Source organism: Variovorax paradoxus (assembly GCF_024734665.1).
GTDB lineage: Bacteria > Pseudomonadota > Gammaproteobacteria > Burkholderiales > Burkholderiaceae_C > Variovorax.
Genome location: NZ_CP102931.1, coordinates 6,408,135 through 6,434,113 on the forward strand (window position 1 = coordinate 6,408,135; position 25,979 = coordinate 6,434,113).

A 25,979-nucleotide genomic window follows, 5' to 3' on the forward strand; every position below is an offset into this window, starting at 1 on the left:
GCCATGAACGACACCGCCGAAATGCTGAGGCTCGAAGGCGTCTCGAAGAGCTTTCCGGGCGTGAAGGCTCTCGCGGGCATCGACCTCTCGATCCGCAAGGGCGAAGTGCACGCGCTGCTCGGCGAGAACGGCGCGGGCAAGTCGACGCTGATGAAGATCCTCGGCGGCATCTACCAGGCCGACGAGGGGCGCATCTTCATCGAAGGCAGCGAGCGGAAGTTCGCGGGCTACAACGATGCGATTGCTGCCGGCATTGGCATCATCTTCCAGGAGTTCAGCCTCATCCCGTACCTGAACGCGGTGGAGAACATCTTCCTCGGACGCTACCTGAAGAACCGTTTCGGGCTGATGGACAAGGCGGCGATGAAGCGATCCGCGCAGGCCTTGTTCGACGAGCTGGGTGTGCAGATCGACCTCGGCGTGCCGATCTGCCGGCTCTCGGTGGCGCAGCAGCAGTTCGTTGAAATCGGCAAGGCGCTGTCGCTGAAGGCGCGCCTGCTGGTGCTCGACGAACCGACTGCCACGCTCACGCCGAACGAGGCCGGGCACCTGTTCAAGATCATGAGGGAGCTGCGCGCCAGGGGTGTGGCGATGATCTTCATCTCGCATCACCTCGACGAGATCTTCGAGGTGTGCGACCGCATCAGCGTGCTGCGCGATGGTGCCAACGCAGGGCATGCCGAGGTGGGCGCGACCGATGTGAATGCGCTGGTCGAAATGATGGTGGGCCGCCGCATCGAACACAACTTTCCGCCGAAGCCGGTGCCTGCGCCGCGCGGGCGCAAGGTGCTCGAAGTGCCGCACATCCAGCTAGCGAAGGGCGGGCCCATCAACGCCTTCGAACTGCATGAAGGCGAGATCCTCGGCTTTGCAGGGCTGGTCGGCTCGGGCCGCACCGAACTGGCGCTGGGCATGATGGGTGCCGACCGCGTGCATCGCAAGACGGTGCTGCGCAACGGCAAGCCCGTGCGACTGAACGACCCGACGCAGGCGCTGGAGAACGGTATCGGCCTGCTGCCCGAAAGCCGCAAGGTCGAAGGGCTGATCACCGATTTCACGATCCGCTTCAACATCTCGCTGAACAACCTCGGCAGGCACCGCAGCGCGGGGCTGGTCAGCCAGGCGTCTGAGAAGCAGGCGGCCGGCGAACTCTCGCGCCGCGTAGGTGTGAAGGCGCCGAACATCGAGACGCGCGTGGCGACGCTGTCGGGTGGCAACCAGCAGAAGGTGGTGATCGCGCGCTGGCTCGGCCACGCCTCTGAAGTGCTGATCTTCGACGAACCCACGCGCGGTATCGACGTGGGCGCCAAGGCCGAGATCTACGGCCTGATGCGCGAGCTCACTCGGCAGGGCAAATCGATCGTGATGATCTCCAGCGAGCTGCCTGAGATCGTCGGCATGTGTGACCGTGTTGCCGTGTTCTCGGGCGGGGCCATCGTGGCGACGCTCGAAGGCGACGCAATCAACTCGGGCGACATCATGCGCTACGCCACTTCGTCGGGAGGCGCTCAATGACTACGACAGAGATTTTTTCGAGGCGCGATCACGCCGACGGCGCCCACTGTGCACAGGGCATCCCGTCTTCGCGCAATACCCAGTGGAGCACATGAAATGAACGCAACCGCAACCGCAACCGCAACCCACCCCACACCACCGGCACCTGCAGGCGGCTTCTTCACCCAGCTGCGCCGCTCCACAGCCTTCCTCCCACTGGTAGGCCTGGTCGCGATCTCGGTCTTCATGATCGTCGCGACCGACAACTTTCTCTCCTGGGGCAACCTGCAGAACATCGCGCTGCAGTCGTCGATCAACGCGATCATCGCGGTGGGCATGACGGCCGCGATCCTCACCGGTGGCATCGACCTTTCGGTGGGCGCGGTGGTGGCACTGTCGGGCACGCTGGCCTCGGGAATGATGGTGCAGTTCGGCCTGCCGCCGATGCTGGCCGTGCCGCTCGGCCTGGCCGTTGGCGTGGTGATCGGCCTGTTCAACGGCTACTGCGTGGCCTACCTGCGCATGCCGCCGATCATCGTGACGCTGGCCACCATGGGCATTGCACGCGGCATTGCGCTGATCTACACGGGCGGCTATCCCATCGACGGGCTACCCGATTCTTTCGCCTTTCTCGGCGGCGGCGTGCTGGCTGGCATCAAGGTACCGATCCTCATCATGCTGGCGACGTACCTCGTGGCCTACGTGCTGCTGAACATGGCGCCGTTCGGCCGCTACGTGTATGCCATCGGCGGCAATGAGGAAGCCACTCGACTCTCGGGCGTGCGCGTGTCGCGCTACAAGCTGCTCGTGTATGCGCTGAGCGGGATGACCGCCGCCATCGCCGGCATCGTGCAGGCAGCGCGCGTGACCAGCGGACAGCCCGGCGTGGGCGTGGGCTTCGAGCTCGACGCCATCGCAGCCGTGGTGATGGGCGGCACATCGATCGCCGGCGGGCGCGGCGCCATCGTCGGCACGCTGGTCGGTGCACTGCTGCTGGGCGTGCTGAACAACGGCCTCAACATGATCGGCGTGTCGCCGTACCTGCAATTGATCATCAAGGGCGGGATCGTCCTGCTCGCCATCTTCATCAGCCGCGAAGCCAAGCGCTGACTTCGCAGCCGACACCTTCCCCCCAAACTCCCCAACCTCATGTCTTATCAAAAGCTCCAACCCGGCACATCGGGCGCCATCGCCCAGCTCGCCATGCAGGCCGTCGTCTGCCACGGCCCCAAGGACTACCGCCTCGAAACCGTCGACATGCCGGCCATCGGCCCGAACGAGTTGCTGATCTCCATCGCCGCCTGCGGCATCTGCGCCTCCGACTGCAAGTGCCACTCGGGCGCGAAGATGTTCTGGGGTGGCGACGGCCAGCCCTCATGGGTCAAGGCGCCGGTCATCCCCGGCCATGAATTCTTCGGGTATGTCGAAGCCCTCGGCGAAGGCGCGGCCGAGCACTTCGGTGTGGAGAAAGGCGACCGCGTGATCGCCGAGCAGATCGTGCCCTGCGGCAAGTGCCGCTTCTGCACTTCGGGCAAATACTGGATGTGCGAAGTGCACAACATCTTCGGCTTCCAGCGCATCGTGGCCGATGGCGGCATGGCCGACTACATGCGCCTGCCGTCAACCTCGCGCGTGCACAAGATCCCCGACGGCATCTCGCTGGAAGACGCGGCCATCATCGAGCCGCTGTCTTGCGCGATCCACACGGTGAACCGCGGCGACATCCAGCTCGACGACGTGGTGGTGATCGCCGGTGCCGGCCCGCTGGGGCTGATGATGGTGCAGGTCGCCGCGCTGAAGACGCCGAAGAAACTCATCGTGATCGACCTCGTGCCGGAACGCCTGGCGCTCGCGAAGCAATACGGCGCCGACGTCGTCATCAACCCGAAGACCGAGAACGCAGACGCCATCGTCAAGGGCCTGACCGAAGGCTACGGCTGCGACGTGTACATCGAGACCACGGGCGCGCCCATCGGCGTGACGCAGGGGCTGGAGATGATTCGCAAGCTCGGCCGCTTCGTCGAGTTCAGCGTGTTCGGCTCGGAAACCAGCGCCGACTGGTCGATCATCGGCGACCGCAAGGAGCTCGACGTGCGCGGCGCGCACCTGGGTCCGTACTGCTACCCCGTTGCCATCGACCTGCTGGCGCGCGGCCTCGTCACCTCGCAGGGCATCGTGACGCACGACTTTCCGTTGACCGAATGGGAGCGCGCCTTCGCGCTGGCAAACTCGCTGGATTCCATCAAGGTGCTGCTCAAGCCGCAGCCCCGATCCTGAGAGACAACACATCATGAAATACGTGATCGGCGTCGACATCGGCACGCAAAGCACCAAGTGCCTGCTGGTCGGCATCGACGGCAAGGTGCATGCGCAAGCGAGCGTGGCCTACCAGCCCGAGACGCCGAAGCCGCTGTGGGCGCAGCAGGACTGCGCCGTGTGGTTCGACGCGGTGCGCGAGAGCGTGCGCGCCTGCGTGGCCGGCAGCGGCGTCGCTCCGTCGGACATCGCGGCGATGTGCGTGAGCAGCCTCTACGGCGGCGCGGGCATTCCGGTCGATGAAGAGATGCAGCCGCTGCACCCCTGCCTGATCTGGATGGACCGCCGCGCCACGGCCGAGGTTGCATGGGTGAACGCGAACGTGGACGTACCACGCCTCGAAGCCATCACCGGCAACGGCGTGGACAGCTACTACGGCTTCACCAAGATCCTGTGGGTGCGCGAGCACCTGCCCGAGGTATGGGCGAAGACGCGCCATTTCCTGCCGCCCAACAGCTATATCAACTGGCGGCTCACGGGCGAGCTGGCGGTCGATCACAGCTCGGCCGGCAACATCGGCGGCGTGTACGACGCGGCGCGCCGACAGTGGTCCGAAGAGGCGATGCAGATGCTCGGCATTCCGTCGCGCATGATGCCGCCGCGCCTGACCGAGTCGAGCGAGGTGGTCGGCGGGCTGAGCACCGAATGGGCCGCGAAGCTCGGCCTTGCCGAGGGCATGCCGCTGATGGCGGGCGGTGTCGATGCGGCGGTGGCCACCTTCTGCGCGGGCGTTACAGGCAGCGGCGACCATGTGGCGATGATCGGCACCAGCATGTGCTGGGGCTTCGTGAGCCCCACGGTCGATGCACGGCACAAGCTCATCACCATGCCGCACGTGTATCGCGGTGCGGACCGCAGCTATGTGTTCGGCGGCGCAATCACGGCGGGTGCGGCCATCACGTGGTTCCGCGAAGCCTTCTGCCAGGCCGAAGTGGCCGAGGCGGCGCGCACCGGCGAAGACGCGCACGCGCTGATCGAACGCAAGGCCGTCGACGTGCCACCCGGCGCGGAAGGCCTCGTGTTCCTGCCCTACCTCATGGGCGAGCGCAGCCCGATCTGGGACGCGCGGGCCAAGGGCGCCTTCATCGGCCTCTCGCTCGCGCACAGCCGGGCGCACCTGTACCGCGCGGTGCTCGAAGGCGTGAGCTTCGCGCTGCAGCACAACATCGAGGCGGGACGCCAAAGCGGGCAACCGCTGGACGACCGGCTGATCGTGGTCGGCGGCGCGGCACACTCGGACCTGTGGATGCAGATCGTGGCGGACATCACAGGCTATCCGGTGTTCACCATCGAGCAAGAAGTCGAGGCGGCGCTCGGGGCGGCGATGCTCGCGGCACTCGGTGCTGGGCTGGTCGATGCTGCAACGGCTGAGCGCGGCTGGGTCACGCTGGTGGAGCGGGCGCGGCCTGAGCCTGCGGCGCAGGCTGTGTATCGAGAGCGCTTCGAGATCTACAAATCCCTTTATCCCGCGTTGCGTGATGCGATGCATCGGCTGATGTGACTATTCGATGCGATCGGGGGCGCGATCACGACAGCGGCGTCCATGTGCGAATGGCACCGGGTGCTCCCCGCAGCGAAATAAAGGAGGAGCCGAAGGCGGGGGACATTCGCGGAGGGGAGCACCCGGTGTCATTCGCACGCACCCCGACCGAACACTGAAGCAACTGACATGACAACCTCCTTCAACTTCTCCGGCCAACGCGCACTGGTGACCGGCGCGAGCAGCGGCATCGGCCGCGCAGTGGCGATGCGACTCGCGCAGTCCGGCGCAAAAGTCACAGCCGTGGGACGCAACGCCGCAGCACTGGAGACGCTGCACGCCGAGGCCGGCTGCACGCCACTGGTACTCGACGTGGCCGACGCTCCCGCACTGGAGCACGCGCTCGCGCAGTTGCCCGCATTCAACCTCGTCGTGAACTGCGCCGGCATCGCGTTGCTCGAATCTGCCGCCGAAATGAAGGCCGAAAGCTTCGACACCGTCATGGCCGTCAACGCACGTGCCGCAGCACTCGTAGCCTCACGCTGCGGCAAGGCCATGATCGCGGCCGGCATACGCGGCAGCATCGTCAACGTGTCGAGCCAGGCCTCACTGGTCGCACTCGACGCGCACCTCTGCTACTGCGCCTCGAAGGCTGCGATGGACGCCATCACGCGCTCACTGTGCCTGGAGTTCGGGCCGCACGGCATCCGCGTGAACAGCGTGAACCCGACCGTCACGCTCACGCCGATGGCCGAACAGGCCTGGGCCGACGCGGACAAGAGCGCTGCTGCCCTCAGGAACATTCCGCTGGGCCGCTTCGCGCAGGTGGAAGAAGTGGTGGCGCCGATCCTCTTTCTGCTGAGCGATGGCGCGTCAATGGTGAGCGGCGTGGCGCTGCCGGTGGACGGCGGCTACACCATCGCCTGAAGCCGAAGGCTCTCAGGCGAGACGGGTGCCGCTACCCCGGGGGGATTCGAGCAACGCGTCGAGGTTGCGCGTGATCTTCTGCTCGATCATTTCGCTGAAGCTGCTGAACAGGAAACCCAGCGTCGCATCGAGCGTGAAGGTGCTGGCCGTGACCTCGACGGTGCCGTCGATGCCAGCGCGCGTGAAGGTTGCCACGTCGCGGTCTTCGCCCTTGGTGTAGACGCATTCGAGGCCGAACTCCTGTTCGGCCTGCTTGATCCACTGGCGTGCGGCGACGCGCGCCCCGGCGATGCCCAGCGTGTGGTTGCGTTCGATATGGATGTCAGGCACCGTGATCTCCGTTTTTTTGTTCCGGGCTGGAATGGGTTTGCATGATGCCGGTCGCCGCCTGCAAGGCACTGCGGCGTTCTTCCGTGGTCGGCAGCGCGGCGATGCGCCGGACCTCAGTGTAAAAGCGCGGCCAGTCGTGGCCTTCGCGCTCGAAGAGTTTCTCGAAGCTGGGCACGAGATCGTCGTAGGCGCCCTGCGCGCCGAAGGCCGCGTTGTTGGCGCGCGCCACCCAGGCGTCGTAGGCGTTGCGGCGGGGGCCGGACCAGCCCTCCTTCAGCTTCGCGTAGCGCTCGCGGAAATCGGTCATGGCCGCCTGCTTCATGACCTCGACCTTGGCCCAGTCCTTGGCCTTGGCTTCGGGCGATTCGTAGACCTGCGTCAGCGCGCGGCGGGTGTTGAGCGCCAACGCCCGGAAGTCCTGGCGCTGCCCATCGAACTGGGCGTACTCGCGGCGGGCCTGCTCGCCGGCTTCGCGCTGCAGCCACATCGCCCCGCCGATGCGCTCGACGGCCGTGGCGTACGACTCGTTGAACACCGTGTCGCCGGCCACGTAGAGCACCTGGTGCGCCAATTCGTGGAACACGATGCGCGCGAGCTCGCCCTCGGGGTAGCCGATGAAGGTGGACAGCAGCGGGTCGCCGCCGGCCCAGTTCATCCAGCCCAGCGTGGAGTACGCGGGCACGGGGTACACGGCAACTTCCAGGTCTTGTTTCTTCTGCGCCTCGGCTTCGGCCTTGGCCGCGTCCTCGCTGTAGTAGCCGCGGTAGCCCACGCAGCCGGCCACCGGGAAGCACCAGCTCTTGAGCGTCAGCGAGTACGGCGGCGCGGCCACCACATTCCACACGGCGGCGGGGCGGTGCAGGTCGGCGTACGACTTGTAGCTGGCGTTGTCGGGCAGGCCGAGTTCGGCGGATGCGAAGCGGCGGATGCGCTGCGTGAGTTCGAGCTTGGCCTTCAGCGGCGCGGACACGGCCGGGTCGGCCAGCCACTCGGGCACGGGCTTGGCGGCCCGCATGATGCCGATGTGGCCGCTGGCGGACTGCCAGTAGTAGCCGAGGTCGGCGCAGCCGGTGAGCAACAGCGCGCCGGCCAGCGCAAGCGCGGGAAGAGGCCTCACGCCTTTTCGACCTCGACGAGGCAGTCGTAGAACGTAGGGCCGCGGCCGATGTCGGTCAGGCGCTGGCTGGTCAGCTCGTTGACATTGGTGCCGTCCATGCCGAGCTTGCGCCACCAGATGCCCATGCCGTGCACCACGCCCTGCCGCGCGCGGCGCGAGACCTCGGCGCGGCAGCGGTGCTCACCGCGCTTGTTGAACACGCGCACCATCGCGCCGTCCTCGATGCCGCGCGCGGCGGCGTCGGCCTCGTGGATCTCGAGCAGCGGCTCGACCTCGATGGCGCGCAGGCTCGTCACGTTGACGAAGGTCGAGTTGAGGAAATTGCGCGCCGGCGGCGAGATCATGGCCAGCGGAAATTCGGTCGAACTGCCGGCCGGCTCCCAGTTGGGCACGTGGTCGGGCAGGCCGCCGATGCCCATGGCTTCGAGGCGCGCGCTGAAGAATTCGCAGCGGCCCGAAGGCGTGGGGAAGCTGCCTTCGGCAAACGGCGCCTCGGGCAACTTCACGCTGGTGAAGCCCTGCGCCAGCAGTTCGGGGAAGTCGATGGCGTTGTCGGCAAAGGCGGTGCGGCACAGCGTTTCGTCGGAATCCGAGAAGCAGGGCTCGCCAAAGCCCATGCGGCGCGCCAACTCGCGGAACACCCAGGCATTGCTGCGGGCCTCGCCGCGCGGCGCCACGGCCGGGCGGTTCAGCAGCACGTCGGTGTGGCCGTAGCTGCAGTGGATGTCCCAGTGCTCCAGCTGCGTGGTGGCGGGCAGCAGGTAGTCGGCGTAGTCGGCGGTGTCGGTGCGGAACTGCTCCAGCACCACGGTGAACAGGTCTTCGCGCGCGAAGCCGGCCGCCACCTTGGCCGACTCGGGCGCCACCGCCACCGGGTTGCTGTTGTAGACCACGATGGCCTCCACCGGATTGGCGGTGTCCAGCAGCGCGTCGCCGATGGTGCTCATGTTGACGATGCGCGGCTTGCGCCCGGCCAGCAGGTCGGGGCGCTGAAGCGCGGCGCGGTCGACCGGGTAATGACCCGAGCTGCTCAGCAGCAGGCCGCCCGCGCGGTCGCGCCAGGCGCCAACCAGCGCCGGCAGGCAGGCGATGGCGCGGGCCGCGTTGCCGCCGCCGCGCACGCGCTGCATGCCGTAGTTCAGGCGGATCGCAGCCGGCTTCGTGGTGCCGTAGGCCCTGGCCAGCGAGACGATCTGTTCTTCAGGGATGCCGCAGACTTCGGCCGCGCGCGACGGCGGCCATTGGAGCGCGCGCTCTCGCAGCTGCTCCCAGCCCAGCGTGTGGTTGGCGATGTAGTCGTGGTCGAGCCAGTCGTGCACGATCAGCTCGTGCATCAGGGCCAGCGCCAGCGCGGCGTCGGTGCCGGGCAGCAGCGCGATGTGCTCGTCGCACTTGTCGGCGGTTTCGGTCTTGCGCGGGTCGATGCACACCAGCCGTGCGCCGGCGCGCTTGGCGGCCTGGGCATGGCGCCAGAAATGGAGGTTGCTGGCGATGGAATTGCTGCCCCAGATGAGGATCAGCCTGGCCTCGGCGAAGAACTCGATGCGCATCCCGACCTTGGCGCCCAGCGTGTAGACCATGGCTTCGCCGCCGGCCATGGAGCAGATGGTGCGGTCCAGCAGGGTGGCGCCCAGCTTGTGGAAGAAGCGCCGATCCATCGACTCGCCCTGCACCAGCCCCATGGTGCCCGCATAGCTGTAGGGGACAATAGCTTCGGGTTTTCCCTGTAATACTCGAAGATGCGCGGCAATGTCGTCCAGCGCGGCGTCCCACGACACGGGCTCGAACTGGCCACTGCCCTTGGGGCCGACACGTTTCAGGGGCTGTACCAGCCGTTCGGTGTGGTCGTTGCGTTCGATGTAGCGTGACACCTTGGTGCACAGCACGCCACCGGTGTGCGAGTGGGCGGCATTGCCCTGCAGCTTGACGGCCACGCCATCCTTGACGGTTGTAACAAGCGCGCAAGTGTCCGGGCAGTCGTGGGGACAGGCGCCCAGCACGGTGGTCGTTACGGGCTGGGGAGGCGCTTCTTCGAGCAAGGTATCCGGTGCGTGGGCCATCGGGCGAGTCTAATTTGTGCGCGAGTCAGAGCGCGGGAGTGGGTTTTCATCATGTTGAATCGACGTCATTTTTCTTTGGCCGCAGGCGCGGCCGCCACGCTGGGGGGTTTCGGCATCGCGCGGGCACAGGGCGACACGCCGCTGGTGCTGGGCCAGTCGGCAGCGTTCACCGGTCCGGCGGCGCAGCTGGGCATCCAGTTTCACCAGGGCGCCAAGCTGTTCCTGGACCAGTACAACGCCCAGTCGGGGCACCGCGACGTGGTCATCAAGAACCTCGACGACGGCTACGAGCCCGACCGCTGCGCGGCCAACACGCAGAAGCTGATCTCGGAAGACGTGTTCGCACTCTTCGGCTACATAGGCACGCCGACCAGCCTGGCGGCGCTGCCGCTGGCGGTGAAGGACAAGGTGCCGTTCGTGGCCCCCTTCACCGGCGCGATGTCGCTGCGCGAGCCCTTCCAGAAAAATGTGTTTCACGTGCGCGCCTCGTACAACGACGAGACGGCGCTGATGGTGAAGCAGCTCACCCACCTGGGCCTGAAGAAGATCGCGGTCTTCTATCAGAACGACGCCTACGGCAAGGCCGGGCTCGACGGGGTGACGCTGGCGCTCGGCGAGCAGCAGCTCAAGCCCGTGGCGCTGGCCACGGTGGAGCGCAATTCGGCCGACGTGGCGCAGGCGGTGAAGTCCATCGTGGCGGCGAAGCCCGACGCGGTGGTGCAGGTGGGCGCGTACAAGGCCTGCGCGGCCTTCATCCGCGAGGCGCGCAAGGCGGGCTACGGCGGCACTTTCTTCAATATGTCTTTCGTCGGCACGCAGGCGCTGGCGGACGAGCTGGGCAAGGACGCGGCCGGCGTGATGGTGACGCAGGTGGTGCCCTCGCCCTACAACCAGGCCAATGCGCTGGCGCGCGAATTCACCGAGGCGGTGCGCAAGGCCGGCGGCGGCGCGAGCGCCAATTTTTCGAGCATGGAAGGCTACCTGGCCGCGAAGGTGCTGACCGAGGGCCTGCGCAAGGCACCGGGCAAGCCCACGCGCGAGAGCCTGATCGCAGGGCTGGAAAGCATCGACCGCCAGCAGTTCGGCGGGTTCGAGGTGTCGTTCTCTGCCAAGAACCACGTGGGCTCGAAGTTTGTCGAGCTGTCGATGTTGACCGGCGACGGCCGCGTCAGGACCTGATCAGGCCGCCTTGCCGCTGAGACCGCCCACGGCCTGGAACATCGCCTGCCGCGCCTGGCTGACGATCTGTCCACGCCAGGCATCGGTGTCCGTATAGAACGCTTCCAGCATCCGTGCCCGGATACCGTCGGCCAGGTCAGCCGGCGCCTCAGGGTGCTTGTGCAGCCAGTGGTCGGCACGCAGCGCGCCGGTCACTTCGAGGATCGGCAGCGTGCCGTATTCGAGCGCGATGCCGGTGTACTCGGCCTGCGGGCACTCCTCGTAGACGGAGTCCCACATCAGCCCGCGCAGCAGCGCTGAAGTCGAGGAGCCGTCGTAGATCGAAGTGACGGGCGCGGCGGGCGTGCCCCACCACGCATTGGCGCGCGCATAGGCGACCTTGTCGTCGCGGCAGGCAAAGATGCGTTCACCCAGACCGTTCGGGCCGAGCCCCGTATGCAGGTCGATCCAGGCCAGGCGCTTGGCGTTGCCCGCGTGGCGCTTGAGCACGCTGCGGATGGTCTTGTTGCTCCAAGTCGGCGCCTTGCCGCCGAAGAACAGGCCATCGTCGAACTGGTATTGCCCGCTTGTCACGGCCGCCTGGTAGGCAGTGGCGCCGTGCTTTCCGATCCACTTGTCCACGGCCGCCTGGTTCTCGGGCGTGGGCGGCCAGGTGGCGGGCAGCAGCAGGTCGTGCAGCTTGGCATACGGCTCGTTGACCGGCACCGGCTTGGAGAAGTCGATGAAGTTGCGGTTCAGGTCGACGTTCTCGTGCGTCACGCGCCGGCCGTAGGAAAAACCGTGCGGGTTGAGCGCATGCACGTACAGCACCGCCACGCCCTGCGCCTTGGCCTTCTCGCGCCATTCAGAGTCGTGCAGCGCGAACACCTGCACGCCGCTGCCGCAGTGGCCTTCGGCGCCATGGCAGGCGCTGCTGACGATCAGCAGGTTCTGCGCATTCGCGTCGCCGTCGAGCGCGACGTCCATCGACAGGTCTTCGCCGTCGCGCCCCTTGAGCGGGTGCGCATGCGGCTCGACCGTGAGGCCGGCGCTCACGCAGCCTTGCAGGAACTTCTGGCGCGCCTGGGCGTAGCGCGGCGAAAAGGCCTCTGCGATGCCGATCATGTCGCTGCGCCGCCGGGCTTGAGGAACTGCTCGGCGATCTGCACCCAGCAGGTGGCGCCCAGCGGGATGAGGTCGTCGTTGAAGTCGTAGCTCGCGTTGTGCAGCGTGCACGGGCCTTCGCCGTGGTGCACGTCGCGGTGCGTGCCGTCGCCGTTGCCGATGAAGGCATAGGCGCCGGGCTTGGCCTGCAGCATGAAGGCGAAGTCTTCGGAAGTCATGGCGGCCTCCTGCTTCAGCACGTTCTCGGGGCCGACGATGCCGCCCATCACACGGCGCGCGAAGTCGGCCTCGGCCTCGGTGTTGATGGTGGGCGGGTAGTAGCGCTCGAAGCGGAAGTCGCAGGTGGCGTCGTGCGCCGCGCAGATGTGGTCGGCGACCTGCTTCATCTTCGCCTCGATCAGGTCGAGCACCTCCAGCGAGAAGGTGCGCACCGTGCCCGACAGCTCGCAGTTGTCGGGAATCACGTTGTTGGTTTCGCCGGCATGGATGGTGGTGACCGAGATCACGGCCGAATCGGTCGGCTTCATCTTGCGGGTGAGGATGGTCTGGAAGGCCTGCACGATCTCGCAGGCGATAGGCACCGGGTCGATGCCCGTATGCGGCAGCGCGGCGTGGCCGCCCTTGCCGATCACGTTGATGTGGAACTTGTTGCCCGAGGCCATCACCGGGCCGGGGCTCACGGCGAACTGACCCGCCTTCATGCCGGGCCAGTTGTGCATGCCGAACACGGCGTCCATGGGGAACTGCTCGAACAGTCCTTCCTTGATCATCTCGCGGGCGCCGCCGCCGCCCTCTTCCGCCGGCTGGAAGATCAGGTAGACGGTGCCGTCGAAGTTGCGGTTCTTCGCCAGGTGCTGAGCGGCCGCGAGCAGCATGGCCGTGTGGCCGTCGTGGCCGCAGGCGTGCATCTTGCCGTGGTGCTTACTGGCGTGGGCGAAGGTGTTGAGTTCGGTGACGGGCAGCGCGTCCATGTCGGCGCGAAGGCCGACTGCGCGGCTGCTGGAGCCATTCTTGACGATGCCCACCACGCCGGTGGTGCCCAGGCCGCGGTGAATGGGAATGCCCCATTCGGTGAGCTTGCCTGCCACCACGTCGGCGGTGCGGACTTCCTGGAAACAGAGTTCGGGGTGGGCATGAAGGTCACGTCGGACGGCGGCGATGCCAGCCGCCTGCGTGACGAGCGAGTCGATGAGTTTCATGGCGTGGACGTCTCAAAATGCCAGTCTATCCACTCTGGCGTTTCGAGGCACCACCAAAAATACGCACCCCGGGTGCGCACCCGGGGTTCAGTGCCCGGCGGTCCAGAAGCCGACGTGCGGCGCAGAGGCTTCCTCTTCGAGCAGCGGCCCCACCACCTCGACGCGTCGCTGCCCGCGCGCGAAAACCTCGCGGCAGGGAAGCGAAAAGGTCGGGTTTTCGGGGTGGTCGCCGGTCAGGCCGAGCAGAGCGTGCTCGGACAGCGCGTAGACCACGCGGCCGATGTTCGTCCAGTAGATGGCGCCCGCGCACATGCAGCAGGGTTCGGCGCTGGTGTACAGCGTGCAGCGCGCGAGCTGCTCGGGCGTGAGCAGGCGCGCGGCCTGCGCGGCGGCCACCAGTTCGGCATGCTGCGTAGGGTCGCCCTCGGGCGGCATCGAGTTGTTGCCCGCGGTGACGACGACCTCGCCATGCTCGTTCGCCACCAGCGCAGCGAAGGGATGGCGCCCGCGCGCCTTCGACTCATCCGACAGCCGGATGGCCATGCGCAGAAGTTCGAGGTCGCGTGGCGACAAGTTGTCGGTGGTCATTTGCGGACAACGCCCCGATCAGCGGCCGATGCTCTTCAGGTAGTCGGCGCGCGCAGCCAGCGCGGTGTCGGTGAAGTCGGTGAACACGCCGTCCACGCCGAGCTTGTAGTACACGCCGTATTCGCTCTTGCCGTCCTTGTTGTAGTCGGACGCCAGGCGGCGCGACTCGTTGCGGAAGGTGAAGGGGTGCACGAACAGGCCGGCCTTGTGCGCGTCGGCGATCAGCGAGGTGGGCGCGGTGGAGGTGGCGTCGGCGTCGTTGATCTTGCCGTCCTTGTTGACGTCCACCGGCTTGCCGTCGGCGCCGATGGTGCCCTTGATGCTCACGATGTAGCGCTTCCACGGGCCGATGCCGTCGGCGTAGGTCTTGATCTCGGCCAGGCCTGCGGGCGTGACCATGGCGTCGAAGTTGCGCTTGTCACCGGCCTTGGTCCAGTCGTAGGGGCGGTCGCTGGGCACGGCGAAGGTCACGGCGCCGGTCTTCAGGTCGACGCTGTCGCCGTCGATCAGCTGGATGAGCCGGGTGTTCAGGCCCTTGCTCTTCATGTACTTCAGGCTGCCGGGCTCGAAGGACTGCACGTAGATGGGCGCGGTCTTGCTGTTCCAGCCGGCTGCGTTGATGGCGGCGATGACCTTGTCTTCCATCGGCAGGCCGAGCTCGCGGAAGTAGGTCGGGTTCTTGGTCTCGGGGTAGATGGCGATGGTGCGGCCGGTTTCCTTCGACTTGGCCTTGGCGAAATCGATGATCTCCTGGAACGTGACGATCTTGAACTTGCCGTTGAATTCCTGCGGACGCTCGGCGTCGGTGGAGATGCCGCCCAGCGTCTTGATCTCGGCCAACGTGAAGTCGTTGCTGAACCAGCCGGTCTGGGTTTCGCCGTCGACCTTGATGGTCTTCTTGCGCGAGGCGAAGCGGGGGTGCTTGGCCACGTCGGTGTTGAGGGCGAGGTTGGGGTCGTGACGGGCGATGAGCACGCCGTCCTTGGTGGAGATCAGGTCCATCTCGATCACGTCGGCGCCGAGTTCGATGGCGCGCGCATAGGCTTCGAGCGTTTCTTCCGGCAGGTAGCCGGATGCACCGCGGTGGGCGATGACCAGCGGCGGGTTGCCGTCGAGCGTCAGCAGCTTGTTGCTGGAAGGTCCGGTGGTGCTGCAGGCGGCCACGCAGAGGGCGGCGGTGGCGGTCAAGGCGATCTGAAGGGTGCGCATGGTGCTGGTTTCTCCGTCCAAAAGAAGAGGGGCAGCGTACCCGCTTCGCGTGACGGCTACGACATCCACGCACGCGCCGCGCCGACTTCCGGGAGAATGTGTTGCATGCTCCACACGCTTTCCCCCCAAAGCCTGCTGCTGGCCCAGACCCTGGTGCGCATGAACACCGTCAGCGCCAACAGCAACCTCGAACTGATCGACTTCGCGCAGAGCCACCTCGCGGCCCTGGGCGTCAAAAGCCGCATCACCTACAACGCCGAACGCACCAAAGCGAACCTGTTCGCCACGCTGGGCGAAGGCAAGCCAGCCGGCGTGATCGTCTCCGGCCACACCGATACGGTGCCCTGGGACGGGCAGGACTGGAGCGTCGACCCGCTCTCCGCTGTGGTGCAGAACGAGCGCCTCTACGGGCGCGGCTCGGCCGACATGAAGAGCTTCATTGCCATCGCGCTGTCGAATGCCAAGCGCTTCCTCGAGAGCAACTCGCCCTTCGCGGTGCACTTCGCCTTCAGCTACGAAGAAGAAATCGGCTGCTTCGGCGTGAAGGAACTGATCGCCGACATGCGCGATGCCAACATCAAGCCGCTGGCCTGCATCGTGGGCGAGCCCACCAGCATGGTGCCCGCCATCGCGCACAAGGGCGTGTACCGCTACAAGTGCTGCGTGCGCGGCAAGGAGGCGCATTCCTCGCTCACGCCGAAGTCGGTCAACGCCATCGAGATGGCGGCCCGAGTGATCGGCAAGGTGCGCGACATGGCGGAAGACTTCGAGCGCAACGAGCCGCGCTACGAAGGCTTCGACGTGCCCTTCAGCACCGCGAGCGTGGGCCAGTTCCACGGCGGCATCGCCGACAACGTGGTGCCGCGCGATGCCGAGTTCCGCTATGAATTCCGCGACCTGCCGACCGCCGACGCCAAGCGCATGCAGGCCGACGTGGTGGCCTACGCGGGCAGCATCGAACCGGCGATGAAGAAGGTTGCGCCCGACGCGGGCTTCAGCTTCGAGACCATCTGCGAGATTCCGAGCTTCCTTGGCGCGGCCGACAACCCGATCACCAAACTGGCGCAGCGCCTGGCGGGCGAAGAACGCACCACGCTGGTGGCCTTCGGCACCGAAGCGGGTCTGTTCAAGAACGCTGGCATCCCCACCGTGGTGTGCGGCCCCGGCAGCATCGAGCAGGCGCACCAGCCCGACGAATTCGTGAGCCTCGAACAACTGGCGCGCTGCGAATTGTTCATGGAACGCCTTGCTTCCACCCCCAGCATTGGCTGACAGCGGCGATGCGCTGGGGCGCATGAAGCGCGTCGCGCTCGGTCTGCTGTGCGGCGCGGCGTTGCTCTATGTACTGGCGAGCGCGCTGCATGCGCAGCACCCGGCCTGGGGCTACGTGGCGGCCTTCTCGGAGGCCGCGATGGTCGGCGCCATTGCCGACTGGTTCGCGGTGGTGGCGCTGTTTCGCCACCCGTTGGGCCTGCCGATTCCGCACACCGCGATCATCCCGAGCAACAAGGACCGCATCGGCGCCAAGCTCGCGGGCTTCATCTGCGACAACTTCCTGAGCACCGAACAGGTGCTCGGCAAGCTGCGGCAATTCGATGCAGCCGGGCGCATCGCAGACTGGCTGGCGCGCCCCGCCAGCGGCGAGAAGCTCGGCGAGTGGGGCGTGGCCGCCACGCGCTACGGGCTCTCGGCCTTCGACGACGAACGGGTGCGCGACTTCATGGGGCGCGCCGCCGCGGCCGGCCTCGAAAAAATTGACCTCTCGCGCCTGACCGGCCAGGCGCTCGATGCACTCACCGCCGGCGGGCGCCACCAGGCCCTGCTCGACGACGTGCTGCAGCAGGTGGCCGGTCTGCTCGAAGGCGACGAGGTGCAGGCGCACATCACCGAGGCCATCGCGCGCGAGATCAAGACGCTGCGCTACGTGGGCCTCGACCAGGTGGCGGCCAAGCTGGCCACGCGCAAGATCGTCGCGGCCGTGGCGCGCACCATCGGCGAGCTGGCGGCCGAGCCCGACCATCCGATGCGCAAGCGTTTCGATCACTTCGTCGACGACTTCGTGGTGCGCCTGAAGCTCGACCCCGAGTTCCAGCAGCGCGGCGAACAGATTCGCGCCGAACTCATCGCGCACCCCGCCCTCGGCGACTACCTGCACGGGCTGTGGGGTGAGCTGCTGGCGTGGCTGCACGACGACCTGGGCCGCGACGACTCGGCGATTGGCCAGCGCATTGCCTCGATGGCCGGCTCGCTGGGCGCACGGCTGCAGGGCGACGAGGCCATCCGCCGCTGGATCAACGAGCAGATCGAGGCCGCCGCGCCGCTGGCCATCGAGCGCTACCGCGAAGACATCCGCCGCTACATCGAGGAACGCGTCGGCGAGTGGAACGCACAGGAAATGACGCTCGAGCTGGAACGCCACATCGGGCGCGACCTGCAGTTCATCCGCATCAACGGCACGCTTGTAGGTGGGCTGGTGGGGTTGCTGATCCACACGGTGACGCAGTTGCTGCGCGGCTGAACGAACGGGCTCGGGTAATCCACAGCGGACGAAAGTCCGCATCGTGTCTCCGGAGAGACTCCACCGCCTCTTCCTCCTCCTAGACTGCTTCGCGCACCCACAAGAGGAGACACCATGCCCCGTAGAAGCAGCCTCGGCGCGATCGCGCTGACCGCCACCCTCGCCCTGCTGGGCGCCTGCAGCAGCCTTGCGCCGCCACCCACCCGGCCCGCCTCGTGGGGCCCGCCCGAGGCGCTGGTCGCGCCCTCGTCCTTCTCGGGCGTGCACGGGCTGGCCATCGACGCGAAGGGCCGGCTGCTCGCGGGCTCGGTCGTCGGCAACACGCTGTGGGAGGTCGACCGCAACACCGGCGCGGCCAAGGTGCTCATCGATGCACCCGAAGGCCAGGCCGACGACATCGCCGTGGGCCCGAAGGGCGAGCTGGCCTGGACCAACTACCTCATGGGCATGCTGCGCTACCGCGAGAGCGACACCGCCCCGCTGCGCGTGCTGGCCAAGGACCTGCTCGGCCTCAACTCGCTCGACTTCGACCGCCGCAACGGCAAGCTCTACGCATCGCAAGTGTTCCTGGGCGACGCGCTGTGGGAGATCGACCGCGAAGGCCAGAAGCCGCCGCGGCTCATCAAGAAGGACATGGGCGGCTTCAACGGCTTCGAAGCCGGCCCCGACGGCATGCTCTACGGGCCGCTGTGGTTCAAGGGGCAGGTCGTGAAGATCGACCCGGCGAACGGCAACATGACCGTGATCGCCGATGGCTTCAAGATCCCGGCCGCCGCCAACCTCGACGGCAAGGGCAACCTCTGGGTGGTCGATGCGCGCAGCGGCGAGCTGGTGAAAGTAGACCTCGCCACCGGGCGCAAGACGGTCGCGAAGCAGTTGCGGCCTTCGCTCGACAACCTGGCCATCGCGCCCGACGGCACGATCTATGTGTCGAACATGGCCAACAACGAGGTGCAGGCCTTCAACCCCGCCACTGGCGAACTGCGCACGCTCACCAGCGGCAAGCTGGCGGTGCCGGCCGGCATGAAGATCGATGGCAACGACCTCTGGGTGGCCGACGTCTTCGGCTTCCGCCAGGTCGACGTGCGCACGGGCGAGGTGCGCGACGTGTTCCGCATGCAGCGCGATCCGGAGCTCGACTACCCCTTCGCGGTGGGGCTGTCGCCAAAACTCTTCGCGCTGAGCTCGTGGTTCACGGGCACGGTGCAGCTGGTCGACCGGCAGACGCTGAAGACCGTCGAAACCATCCACGGCCTGAAGGCGCCGTTCGACGCCATCCCCATGCCGGACGGCAGCGTGATCTACGCCGAAATAGCTACCGGCAGCATCACCCGCGCCAGCGGGCCGAAGTTCACTGAAAAGTCAGTGCTTGCTAGCGGCCTGAACGGCCCGGTGCAGATGATCGTCGGCCAGGACGGCGCGCTCTACGTGACCGAGGCCGCCGGCAAGCTGCTGCGCATTCCGCTGGACGCCAGCGCGCCGCTGCGCACCGTGGCCGACGGGCTGGCGCTGCCCGAAGGCGTGGCGCAAACGCCGTGGGGCAGCTTCATCGTGGCCGAGAGCGCGGCGCGGCGGCTGGTGGAAATTGCCCCCGACGGCACACGCCGCACGGTCGCCGAGAACCTGCCGATCGGCCTCGCGCCTGGGCCCGGCCTGCCCCCGCCCTACGTGGTCACGGGCGTCGCTGTGGGGCGCGACGGCACGATCTACATGGCGGCCGACCGCAACAATTCGATATATCGAATCCATCCCGTAAGGTAGGGTAACAATAAGTGTAAATTGGAGTTTACTTTTAAAAACAAATATTACAGACTGCGCGGGACGTCTTGTGGCGTCCCGATTGCATCCGGTGGTCGGGAGGTCTGCGAGGCGCTCTTTTCCTGAACTTGAAAGGACATCGCATGACTCCGCTCGTCGTAGGCCAACTCCTGTCCCCCGAGTACTCCCTGGGCATGGTGGCGCTCTCCTTCCTGATCTCATTCGCGGGCTCGCTGGTGGCCCTCATCTGCGCCAGCCGCATGGTCGGCGCGGACGGCAAGCCCAACCTCGCCGTCGTGGCCTGCGCCGCGGTGGCGCTGGGCGGCATCGGCATCTGGTCGATGCACTTCATCGGCATGCTGGCGTACCGCCTGCCGGTGGCCATTTCGTACAACATGCCGCTCACGGTGGTGTCGCTGGTTGCGGCCATCCTGATCTCCGGCATTGCGCTGTACATGGCCGGCGGACGGCGCAAGTTCAGCAAATCGGGCTGGCTCGCCGGCAGCCTGCTGGCCGGCATCGGCGTCTGCGTGATGCACTACATGGGCATGTTCGCGATGAGCATGCGCGCCTCGATGAACTTCGACCTGGCGGTGGTCGGGCTGTCGGTGCTCATCGCCGTCACCGCCGCCGCGGCGGCCCTGTGGCTGGCGTTCAACCTGCGCAAGTTCTCGCACAAGGTCGCGGCCGCTGCCGTGATGGGCGTGGCGGTCTGCACCATGCACTATGTGGGCATGAGCGCGGCCAGCATGGTCTGCATCGCAGCCGCGCCCGCCGACGCGCTGGCCATCGGCGGCAGCTACATGGGTCTCACGGTGTTCGGCACGGCCGGCGCGGTGCTGATCTTCATCTACTGGGTGGTCACGGGCAGCAGCCTCGATGCCCCCGTTGCCGCGCCACGCGCGCGCGCCGGCTGATGCCCGGTTGACGACCAGCTAGTAGGCGCAAGCGGGCGCGGCGCCCGCCCCCTAGAGTCTGTGCAGAGCGAAAACAAGCGACCTGTACAGACTCTTCCCATGCCCGTCATCGAATCCCGGCTGCAAGCGGCCAGCGACACCTTCCAGGCCAACCGCACCGGCATGCTCGCGCTACTCGACCAGGTGCGCGCACACGAGGCCCGCGCCGTAGCGGCCTCCGGCGCTTCGGCCGAGCGTTTTGCCAAGCGCGGGCAGCTGCTGCCGCGCGAGCGCATAGCGCTGCTGCTCGACACCGGCGCGCCCTTTCTGCCGCTGGCCTCGCTCGCGGGGCTGGGGCAGGACAACCCCGACCTGGCCAAGAGCGTGCCCGGCGGCGGCCTGATCTCCGGCATCGGCCAGGTGTCGGGCGTGCGCTGCATGGTCAACGCATCCGACTCGGGCATCGACGCCGGCGCGCTGCAGCCCATGGGCCTCGACAAGCAGCTGCGCGTGCAGGAGATCGCGCTCGAAAACAAGCTGCCCTACGTGCAGCTGGTGGAAAGCGCCGGCGCCAACCTCATGCACTACCGCGTGCAGGACTTCGTGCGCGGTGGCAACATCTTCCGCAACCTCGCGCGGCTGTCGGCTGCGGGCCTGCCGGTGGTGACGGTGACGCACGGCTCCTCGACCGCGGGCGGCGCCTACCAGACGGGCCTGTCCGACTACATCGTGATGGTGCGCGACCGCACGCGGGCCTTTCTCGCGGGACCGCCGCTGCTGAAGGCAGCCACCGGCGAGATCGCGACCGAAGAAGAACTGGGCGGCGCGGTGATGCACACGCACATCTCGGGCCTCGGCGACTACCTGGCGGAAGACGACCGCGACGCCATCCGCATCGCGCGCTCGATCCTCGGCGGCATCGACTGGGCGCGCAACGAAGCGCCGCGCCAGTTCATTCCGCCGCGCTACGACGCCGAAGACCTGCTCGGCATCATGCCGAGCGACGGACGGAGGCCGGTCGATATGCGCGAGGTCGTCGCGCGCATCGCCGACGGCTCCGAGTTCCTTGAGTTCAGCGAGCACTACGGTAGCGCCACCGTCTGCGGCCACATCCGGCTCGAAGGCCACGCCGTGGGCATCGTCACCAACAACGGCCCCATCGATTCCGACGGCGCGACCAAGGCCACGCACTTCATCCAGGCCTGCTGCCAGACGCGCACGCCCATCGTCTACCTGCAGAACATCACGGGGTACATGGTGGGCCGGGCGCACGAGGAGGCCGGCATCATCAAGCACGGAGCGAAGATGATCCAGGCCGTGACCAACGCCACCGTGCCGCAGATCACGCTGCACTGCGGCGCTTCGTACGGCGCGGGCAACTACGGCATGTGCGGCCGGGGCTTCGCGCCGCGCTTCTGCTTCTCGTGGCCCAATGCGCGCACAGCCGTCATGGGCGGCGAGCAGGCTGCGAAGACCATGGCCATCGTCATGGAGGCGGGCATGGCGCGCAAGGGCGCGATCGACCACGCGAAGATCGATGCGATGCAGCAGCAGATCGTCGAACGCTTCGATCGGCAGATGAGCGTGTTCACCACCAGCGCGCTGCTGCTCGACGACGGCGTGATCGACCCACGCGACACACGTGCGGTGTTGGCTGAAGTGCTCTCCATCTGCCGCGATGCCGATGCGCGCGGGCCGCAGCCGATGCAGTTTTCGGTGGCGCGGCCATGAGTGCATTCCACAAGATCCTGATCGCGAACCGCGGCGAGATCGCAGTTCGCGTGATGCGCACTGCGCGCGCGATGGGCTACCGCACGGTGGCCGTGTACTCCAGCGCCGATGCGGAGGCCGAACATGTGCGGCAGGCCGACCAGGCAGTGTGGATCGGCGAATCTCTGCCCGCGCAGAGCTACCTGAACATCGCTGCGATCATCGAGGCCGCGCGCGCCAGCGGCGCCGATGCGGTGCATCCGGGCTACGGCTTTCTCGCGGAGAACGCAGCGTTCGCGCAGGCCTGCCGAGACGCGGGACTGGTCTTCATCGGACCATCACCGGAGGCCATTCGCGCGATGGGCGACAAGGCCGGCGCCAAGCGGCTGATGCAGGCAGCGGGCGTGCCGTGCATTCCGGGCTACCAGGGCGAAGGCCAAGGCGCGGAGAAGCTGGCCGCCGAGGCCGCGCGCATCGGCTGGCCCGTGATGATCAAGGCGACTGCGGGCGGCGGCGGGCGCGGCATGCGGCTCGTGACATCGGCCGCTGACTTCGCCGCGCAGCTGCACAGCGCGCAGTCCGAAGCGCTCAACGCATTCGGCGACGCCACCGTGATCCTGGAGCGCGCCATCGTCGCGCCGCGCCATGTCGAGGTACAGATATTCGCGGACCGGCACGGCAACGCCATCCACCTCGGCGAGCGCGACTGTTCGGTTCAGCGGCGGCACCAGAAGGTCGTCGAAGAAGCGCCCTCTCCGGCAGTGTCCGACGCACTGCGCGAACGCATGGGTGCCACCGCCGTCGCTGCGGCGAAAGCCATCGCCTACGAAGGCGCGGGCACGCTCGAATTCCTGCTCGACGCCGAAGGCCAGTACTGGTTCATGGAAATGAACACGCGCCTGCAGGTGGAGCACCCGGTGACCGAAGCGGTGACGGGCCTCGACCTCGTCGAACTGCAACTGCGCGTCGCGGCCGGCGAACCTTTGCCGCTCGCGCAGCAGGACGTGCGCATCACAGGCCATGCGATCGAAGTGCGTCTGTGCGCCGAAGATCCGCGGCAGAGCTTCATGCCGCAAAGCGGCACCCTCACGGCGTGGCGGCCCTCTGCCGCGCTGCGCGCCGAGCACGCCTTGCGCGACGGGGCCGCCGTGCCGCCCTTCTACGACTCGATGATCGCCAAGCTCGTGGCGCATGGCCAAACGCGCGAGGAAGCCCGGCACCGGCTGATCGCAGGTTTGCAGGACACGGTAGCGCTCGGCATCTCGACCAACCAGCAGCTTCTGCGACGCGTGTTGTCGCATGACGTGTTCGCAAGCGGTGCTGCTACGACCGCCTTCATCGGCGATCACCTCGACGCCCTGCTCGCCGCCGACGCGGCGAACGACACCCGCGCCGCATTGCTCGCCGCTCTGCTGCTCCAGTTGGGCGAGCGCGGCTGGCCCTCGCCGCTCGCGCACACGCTCCCCAACGCCCTGCGCTTCGCGCTCGACGGCACGGTGCACGCGGCCCGCGTGACACCATGCGGCGCCGGTCGGTTCGACATTGCACTGGGCGACAAAGCACCTGTGCAACTCGCCTTGCTCGCTCTACCCGGCAACGGCAGCCTCCGCTTCTCGTGCGACGGCCTGTCCGAACAAGCCTTCGTCGTGCGGCAGCCCGACCGCGTGGATTTCCACTTCCGCGGCCAGTCATTCCAGCTGGAAAACCTCACGCACGTCGCGGTTGCACGCACCGACGACACCGCCGGCGACGGCCTGCTGCGCGCATCCATGAACGGCCGCGTGATCGCCCTGCTGGTGGCCGAGGGCGATGCGGTCGCCGCAGGCCAGCCGCTCGTCACGCTCGAAGCGATGAAGATGGAGCACGTGCACTGCGCGCCGCGTTCCGGCCGTGTCGCACTGCATGTCGCGGTGGGCACGCAGGTGGCCGCGCGCCATGTGGTGGCCGAGGTCGCCGACGCGTGACGCTCTTCAAGACAAGTTTCCGAAAGTCTTCCGCATGAATGCATCCTCCCGCTACCGCTCCGTCTTCGCACCCGGCCTGTTCGGCGGACAGGTCATCGTCGTCACCGGCGGCGGCTCCGGCATTGGCCGCTGCACAGCGCACGAACTCGCGGCGCTCGGCGCGCAGGTGGTGCTGGTCGGCCGCAAGCCCGAGAAGCTCGACAAGGTGCGCGCCGAGATCGAAGCCAGCGGCGGCAAGGCCAGCACGCAGGCCTTCGACATCCGCCAGGAAGAAGCGGTGCGCGCAGCCATAGCCGCCGTCGTCGCCGCGCATGGCCGCATCGACGGGCTCGTGAACAACGCAGGCGGCCAGTACATCACGCCGCTCGCCGCCATCTCGGCCAAGGGCTGGGAGGCGGTGATCCACACCAACCTGACGGGCGGCTTCCTGGTCGCGCGCGAGTGCTACGTGCAAAGCATGCAGGCCAACGGCGGCGCCATCGTCAACATCGTGGCCGACATCTGGGGCTCGATGCCCAACATGGGCCACAGCGGCGCGGCGCGCGCCGGCATGGTGAGCTTCACCGAGACGGCCGCCGCTGAATGGGCCGTGAGCGGCGTGCGCGTGAACGCGGTGGCGCCGGGCTACATCGCATCGAGCGGCATGGACCACTACCCGCCCGAAGCCGGCGACATGCTGCGCGCCATGCGCAACACCGTGCCCGCCGGGCGCTTCGGCAACGAGGCCGAGACCTCAGCCGCCATTGCCTTCCTGCTGAGCCCCGCGGCCAGCTTCATCAGCGGCAGCGTGCTGCGCGTGGACGGCGCACGGCCACAGGTGCGCATGGGCTGGCCGATGGAGATTCCCGATGCGCAGACGCAGCAGCGCGCGGCGGTGCGGCCTTTCGATGGCTTCCATCTCGCGCAGACGCCGCGCGTGTTCCAGGACAAGTAAAGAACGAACGACCGGAGACAAGACACCATGCAGTACACCCACGAACACCTCGAAATCCAGAAGACCCTGCGCCGCTTCATCGACGACGAGATCAACCCGCATGTGGACGAATGGGAGGCGGCCGAGATCTTCCCTGCGCACGAGGTGTTCAAGAAGCTCGGCAATCTCGGCATGCTGGGCCTGAACAAGCCAGAGGCCTTCGGCGGCGCCGGGCTCGACTACTCGTACGCGATGGCGATGGCCGAGGCGCTGGGCCACATCAGCTGCGGCGGCGTGCCGATGGCGATCGGCGTGCAGACCGACATGTGCACGCCCGCGCTCGCACGCTTCGGCAGCGACGAACTGCGCCGCGAGTTCCTGGCGCCCGCCATCGCCGGCGACATGGTCGGCTGCATCGGCGTGAGCGAGCCCGATGCGGGCAGCGACGTGGCGGGCCTGAAGAGCCACGCGCGCAAGGACGGCGACGACTACCTCATCAGCGGCCAGAAGATGTGGATCACCAACAGCCTGCAGGCCGACTGGATGTGCATGCTGGTCAACACCAGCGACGGCCCGGTGCACCGCAACAAGTCGCTCGTGATGGTGCCGATGGACAGCCCCGGCATCGAGAAGGCGAAGAAGATCCGCAAGATCGGCATGAATTCGAGCGACACCGGGCTCATCTACTTCGACAACGTGCGCGTGCCGCAGCGCTACCGCGTCGGCGAGGAAGGCCAGGGCTTCGTCTACCAGATGCAGCAGTTCCAGGAAGAGCGCCTGTGGGCCGCCGCAAGTTCGCTCGAACCGATGGAAGACTGCATCGCGCAGACCATCGAATGGGCGCAGCAGCGGCAGATGTTCGGCGCCACGCTGGCCGACCAGCAATGGGTGCAGTTCAAGCTGGCCGAGCTGAAGACCGAAGTGGAGGCGCTGCGCGCGCTCACGTATCGCGCCTGCGACCTGCATGTGCAGGGCGAAGACGTGCTCGAACTCGCATCGATGGCCAAGCTCAAGACCGGTCGCCTCACGCGGCAGGTGTCCGATACCTGCCTGCAGTTCTGGGGCGGCATGGGCTTCACGCTGGAAAACCGCGTTTCGCGGCTGTACCGTGACGGCAGGCTGGGCTCCATCGGCGGCGGTGCCGACGAAGTGATGCTCGGCATCCTCGCGAAGACCATGGGCATCGCCAAGCGGCCGCCGCGCGGTTGAACAGCACC

21 protein-coding genes are annotated in these 25,979 nt (G+C 67.2%); 14 read left to right on the forward strand and 7 right to left on the reverse strand.

Annotated elements, in window-relative coordinates; all coding sequences use genetic code 11:
* The first annotated feature begins 3 nt into the window (after positions 1–3).
* The 5 genes from NWF24_RS29985 (at position 4) to NWF24_RS30005 (ending at position 6,217) form a co-directional block, all read left to right on the forward strand.
* On the forward strand, positions 4–1,515 hold the full coding sequence (locus tag NWF24_RS29985) for a sugar ABC transporter ATP-binding protein (protein WP_258351705.1): 1,512 nt from the start codon (positions 4–6) through the stop codon (positions 1,513–1,515).
* Between the two features lie 96 nt (positions 1,516–1,611).
* Positions 1,612–2,604: an ABC transporter permease gene (locus tag NWF24_RS29990; RefSeq protein ID WP_258351706.1), complete on the forward strand. Its 993-nt coding sequence runs from the start codon at positions 1,612–1,614 to the stop codon at positions 2,602–2,604.
* Between the two features lie 39 nt (positions 2,605–2,643).
* Positions 2,644–3,771, forward strand: a complete 1,128-nt coding sequence (locus NWF24_RS29995) for an alcohol dehydrogenase catalytic domain-containing protein (protein WP_258351707.1) — start codon at positions 2,644–2,646, stop codon at positions 3,769–3,771.
* A 13-nt stretch (positions 3,772–3,784) separates the two neighbouring features.
* Positions 3,785–5,311: an FGGY-family carbohydrate kinase gene (locus NWF24_RS30000; protein ID WP_258351708.1), complete on the forward strand. Its 1,527-nt coding sequence runs from the start codon at positions 3,785–3,787 to the stop codon at positions 5,309–5,311.
* 168 nt (positions 5,312–5,479) lie between these two features.
* Positions 5,480–6,217: an SDR family oxidoreductase gene (locus NWF24_RS30005; protein ID WP_258351709.1), complete on the forward strand. Its 738-nt coding sequence runs from the start codon at positions 5,480–5,482 to the stop codon at positions 6,215–6,217.
* A 12-nt stretch (positions 6,218–6,229) separates the two neighbouring features.
* Here NWF24_RS30005 and NWF24_RS30010 read toward each other — a convergent pair whose 3' ends face one another.
* The 3 genes from NWF24_RS30010 to NWF24_RS30020 are packed head-to-tail and all read right to left on the reverse strand — an operon-like array spanning position 6,230 to position 9,724.
* The gene (locus NWF24_RS30010; RefSeq protein ID WP_258351710.1) at positions 6,230–6,547 is read right to left on the reverse strand and encodes a polyhydroxyalkanoic acid system family protein; all 318 of its coding nucleotides are present in this window, start codon (positions 6,545–6,547) and stop codon (positions 6,230–6,232) included.
* On the reverse strand, positions 6,540–7,664 hold the full coding sequence (locus tag NWF24_RS30015; RefSeq protein WP_093076822.1) for an aminopeptidase: 1,125 nt from the start codon (positions 7,662–7,664) through the stop codon (positions 6,540–6,542). Before NWF24_RS30015 ends, NWF24_RS30010 begins: the two co-directional genes overlap by 8 nt.
* A complete protein-coding gene (locus NWF24_RS30020; RefSeq protein ID WP_258351711.1) occupies positions 7,661–9,724 on the reverse strand; it encodes a molybdopterin-containing oxidoreductase family protein in 2,064 nt (687 codons plus the stop codon). The genes NWF24_RS30015 and NWF24_RS30020 overlap by 4 nt, the downstream gene beginning before the upstream one ends.
* Positions 9,725–9,775: 51 nt before the next feature.
* Here NWF24_RS30020 and NWF24_RS30025 point away from each other — a divergent pair, with 51 nt between their 5' ends.
* Complete coding sequence (locus NWF24_RS30025; RefSeq protein WP_258351712.1) at positions 9,776–10,903, forward strand: ABC transporter substrate-binding protein; 1,128 nt, start codon at positions 9,776–9,778, stop codon at positions 10,901–10,903.
* On the opposite strand, the gene NWF24_RS30030 is transcribed toward NWF24_RS30025, so the two are convergent.
* The 4 genes from NWF24_RS30030 to NWF24_RS30045 form a co-directional block, all read right to left on the reverse strand.
* Positions 10,904–12,007 (reverse strand): M14 family metallopeptidase, encoded by a 1,104-nt coding sequence (locus NWF24_RS30030; RefSeq protein WP_258351713.1) that lies wholly within the window; start codon positions 12,005–12,007, stop codon positions 10,904–10,906.
* Positions 12,004–13,206 (reverse strand): M20 aminoacylase family protein, encoded by a 1,203-nt coding sequence (locus NWF24_RS30035; RefSeq protein ID WP_258351714.1) that lies wholly within the window; start codon positions 13,204–13,206, stop codon positions 12,004–12,006. The genes NWF24_RS30030 and NWF24_RS30035 overlap by 4 nt, the downstream gene beginning before the upstream one ends.
* Before the next feature lie 87 nt (positions 13,207–13,293).
* The gene (locus tag NWF24_RS30040) at positions 13,294–13,794 is read right to left on the reverse strand and encodes a nucleoside deaminase (protein WP_258351715.1); all 501 of its coding nucleotides are present in this window, start codon (positions 13,792–13,794) and stop codon (positions 13,294–13,296) included.
* 18 nt (positions 13,795–13,812) lie between these two features.
* On the reverse strand, positions 13,813–15,003 hold the full coding sequence (locus tag NWF24_RS30045; RefSeq protein ID WP_258351716.1) for a glycerophosphodiester phosphodiesterase: 1,191 nt from the start codon (positions 15,001–15,003) through the stop codon (positions 13,813–13,815).
* A gap of 105 nt (positions 15,004–15,108) precedes the next feature.
* On the opposite strand from NWF24_RS30045, the gene argE reads away from it, so the two are divergent.
* The 8 genes from argE (at position 15,109) to NWF24_RS30085 (ending at position 25,971) form a co-directional block, all read left to right on the forward strand.
* Positions 15,109–16,275 (forward strand): acetylornithine deacetylase, encoded by a 1,167-nt coding sequence (gene argE, locus NWF24_RS30050; protein WP_258351717.1) that lies wholly within the window; start codon positions 15,109–15,111, stop codon positions 16,273–16,275.
* Entirely contained in the window at positions 16,250–17,521 is a 1,272-nt protein-coding gene (locus tag NWF24_RS30055; RefSeq protein ID WP_258351718.1) for a DUF445 domain-containing protein, read from the forward strand. The genes argE and NWF24_RS30055 overlap by 26 nt, the downstream gene beginning before the upstream one ends.
* A 114-nt stretch (positions 17,522–17,635) precedes the next feature.
* Positions 17,636–19,282, forward strand: coding sequence for a hypothetical protein (locus NWF24_RS30060; RefSeq protein WP_258351719.1), 1,647 nt, complete (start codon positions 17,636–17,638; stop codon positions 19,280–19,282).
* A gap of 140 nt (positions 19,283–19,422) precedes the next feature.
* Positions 19,423–20,196, forward strand: a complete 774-nt coding sequence (locus NWF24_RS30065) for an MHYT domain-containing protein (RefSeq protein WP_258351720.1) — start codon at positions 19,423–19,425, stop codon at positions 20,194–20,196.
* A gap of 99 nt (positions 20,197–20,295) precedes the next feature.
* Complete coding sequence (locus tag NWF24_RS30070) at positions 20,296–21,906, forward strand: acyl-CoA carboxylase subunit beta (RefSeq protein WP_258351722.1); 1,611 nt, start codon at positions 20,296–20,298, stop codon at positions 21,904–21,906.
* Positions 21,903–23,849, forward strand: coding sequence for an acetyl/propionyl/methylcrotonyl-CoA carboxylase subunit alpha (locus tag NWF24_RS30075; RefSeq protein WP_258351723.1), 1,947 nt, complete (start codon positions 21,903–21,905; stop codon positions 23,847–23,849). The genes NWF24_RS30070 and NWF24_RS30075 overlap by 4 nt, the downstream gene beginning before the upstream one ends.
* 34 nt (positions 23,850–23,883) lie before the next feature.
* Entirely contained in the window at positions 23,884–24,783 is a 900-nt protein-coding gene (locus NWF24_RS30080; protein ID WP_258351724.1) for an SDR family oxidoreductase, read from the forward strand.
* A gap of 27 nt (positions 24,784–24,810) precedes the next feature.
* Positions 24,811–25,971 (forward strand): acyl-CoA dehydrogenase family protein, encoded by a 1,161-nt coding sequence (locus NWF24_RS30085; protein WP_258351725.1) that lies wholly within the window; start codon positions 24,811–24,813, stop codon positions 25,969–25,971.
* Positions 25,972–25,979 lie beyond the last annotated feature (8 nt).

Excerpts from the sequence above, each read along its gene's own strand:
- NWF24_RS29985 (WP_258351705.1), top strand. The coding sequence starts at position 4 with ATGAACGACACCGCCGAAATGCTGAGGCTCGAAGGCGTCTCGAAGAGC.
- NWF24_RS29990 (WP_258351706.1), top strand. The coding sequence starts at position 1,612 with ATGAACGCAACCGCAACCGCAACCGCAACCCACCCCACACCACCGGCA.
- NWF24_RS29995 (WP_258351707.1), top strand. The coding sequence starts at position 2,644 with ATGTCTTATCAAAAGCTCCAACCCGGCACATCGGGCGCCATCGCCCAG.
- NWF24_RS30000 (WP_258351708.1), top strand. The coding sequence starts at position 3,785 with ATGAAATACGTGATCGGCGTCGACATCGGCACGCAAAGCACCAAGTGC.
- NWF24_RS30005 (WP_258351709.1), top strand. The coding sequence starts at position 5,480 with ATGACAACCTCCTTCAACTTCTCCGGCCAACGCGCACTGGTGACCGGC.
- NWF24_RS30020 (WP_258351711.1), bottom strand. The coding sequence starts at position 9,724 with ATGGCCCACGCACCGGATACCTTGCTCGAAGAAGCGCCTCCCCAGCCC.
- NWF24_RS30025 (WP_258351712.1), top strand. The coding sequence starts at position 9,776 with ATGTTGAATCGACGTCATTTTTCTTTGGCCGCAGGCGCGGCCGCCACG.
- NWF24_RS30030 (WP_258351713.1), bottom strand. The coding sequence starts at position 12,007 with ATGATCGGCATCGCAGAGGCCTTTTCGCCGCGCTACGCCCAGGCGCGC.
- NWF24_RS30035 (WP_258351714.1), bottom strand. The coding sequence starts at position 13,206 with ATGAAACTCATCGACTCGCTCGTCACGCAGGCGGCTGGCATCGCCGCC.
- NWF24_RS30040 (WP_258351715.1), bottom strand. The coding sequence starts at position 13,794 with ATGACCACCGACAACTTGTCGCCACGCGACCTCGAACTTCTGCGCATG.
- NWF24_RS30045 (WP_258351716.1), bottom strand. The coding sequence starts at position 15,003 with ATGCGCACCCTTCAGATCGCCTTGACCGCCACCGCCGCCCTCTGCGTG.
- argE (WP_258351717.1), top strand. The coding sequence starts at position 15,109 with ATGCTCCACACGCTTTCCCCCCAAAGCCTGCTGCTGGCCCAGACCCTG.
- NWF24_RS30060 (WP_258351719.1), top strand. The coding sequence starts at position 17,636 with ATGCCCCGTAGAAGCAGCCTCGGCGCGATCGCGCTGACCGCCACCCTC.
- NWF24_RS30065 (WP_258351720.1), top strand. The coding sequence starts at position 19,423 with ATGACTCCGCTCGTCGTAGGCCAACTCCTGTCCCCCGAGTACTCCCTG.
- NWF24_RS30070 (WP_258351722.1), top strand. The coding sequence starts at position 20,296 with ATGCCCGTCATCGAATCCCGGCTGCAAGCGGCCAGCGACACCTTCCAG.
- NWF24_RS30075 (WP_258351723.1), top strand. The coding sequence starts at position 21,903 with ATGAGTGCATTCCACAAGATCCTGATCGCGAACCGCGGCGAGATCGCA.
- NWF24_RS30080 (WP_258351724.1), top strand. The coding sequence starts at position 23,884 with ATGAATGCATCCTCCCGCTACCGCTCCGTCTTCGCACCCGGCCTGTTC.
- NWF24_RS30085 (WP_258351725.1), top strand. The coding sequence starts at position 24,811 with ATGCAGTACACCCACGAACACCTCGAAATCCAGAAGACCCTGCGCCGC.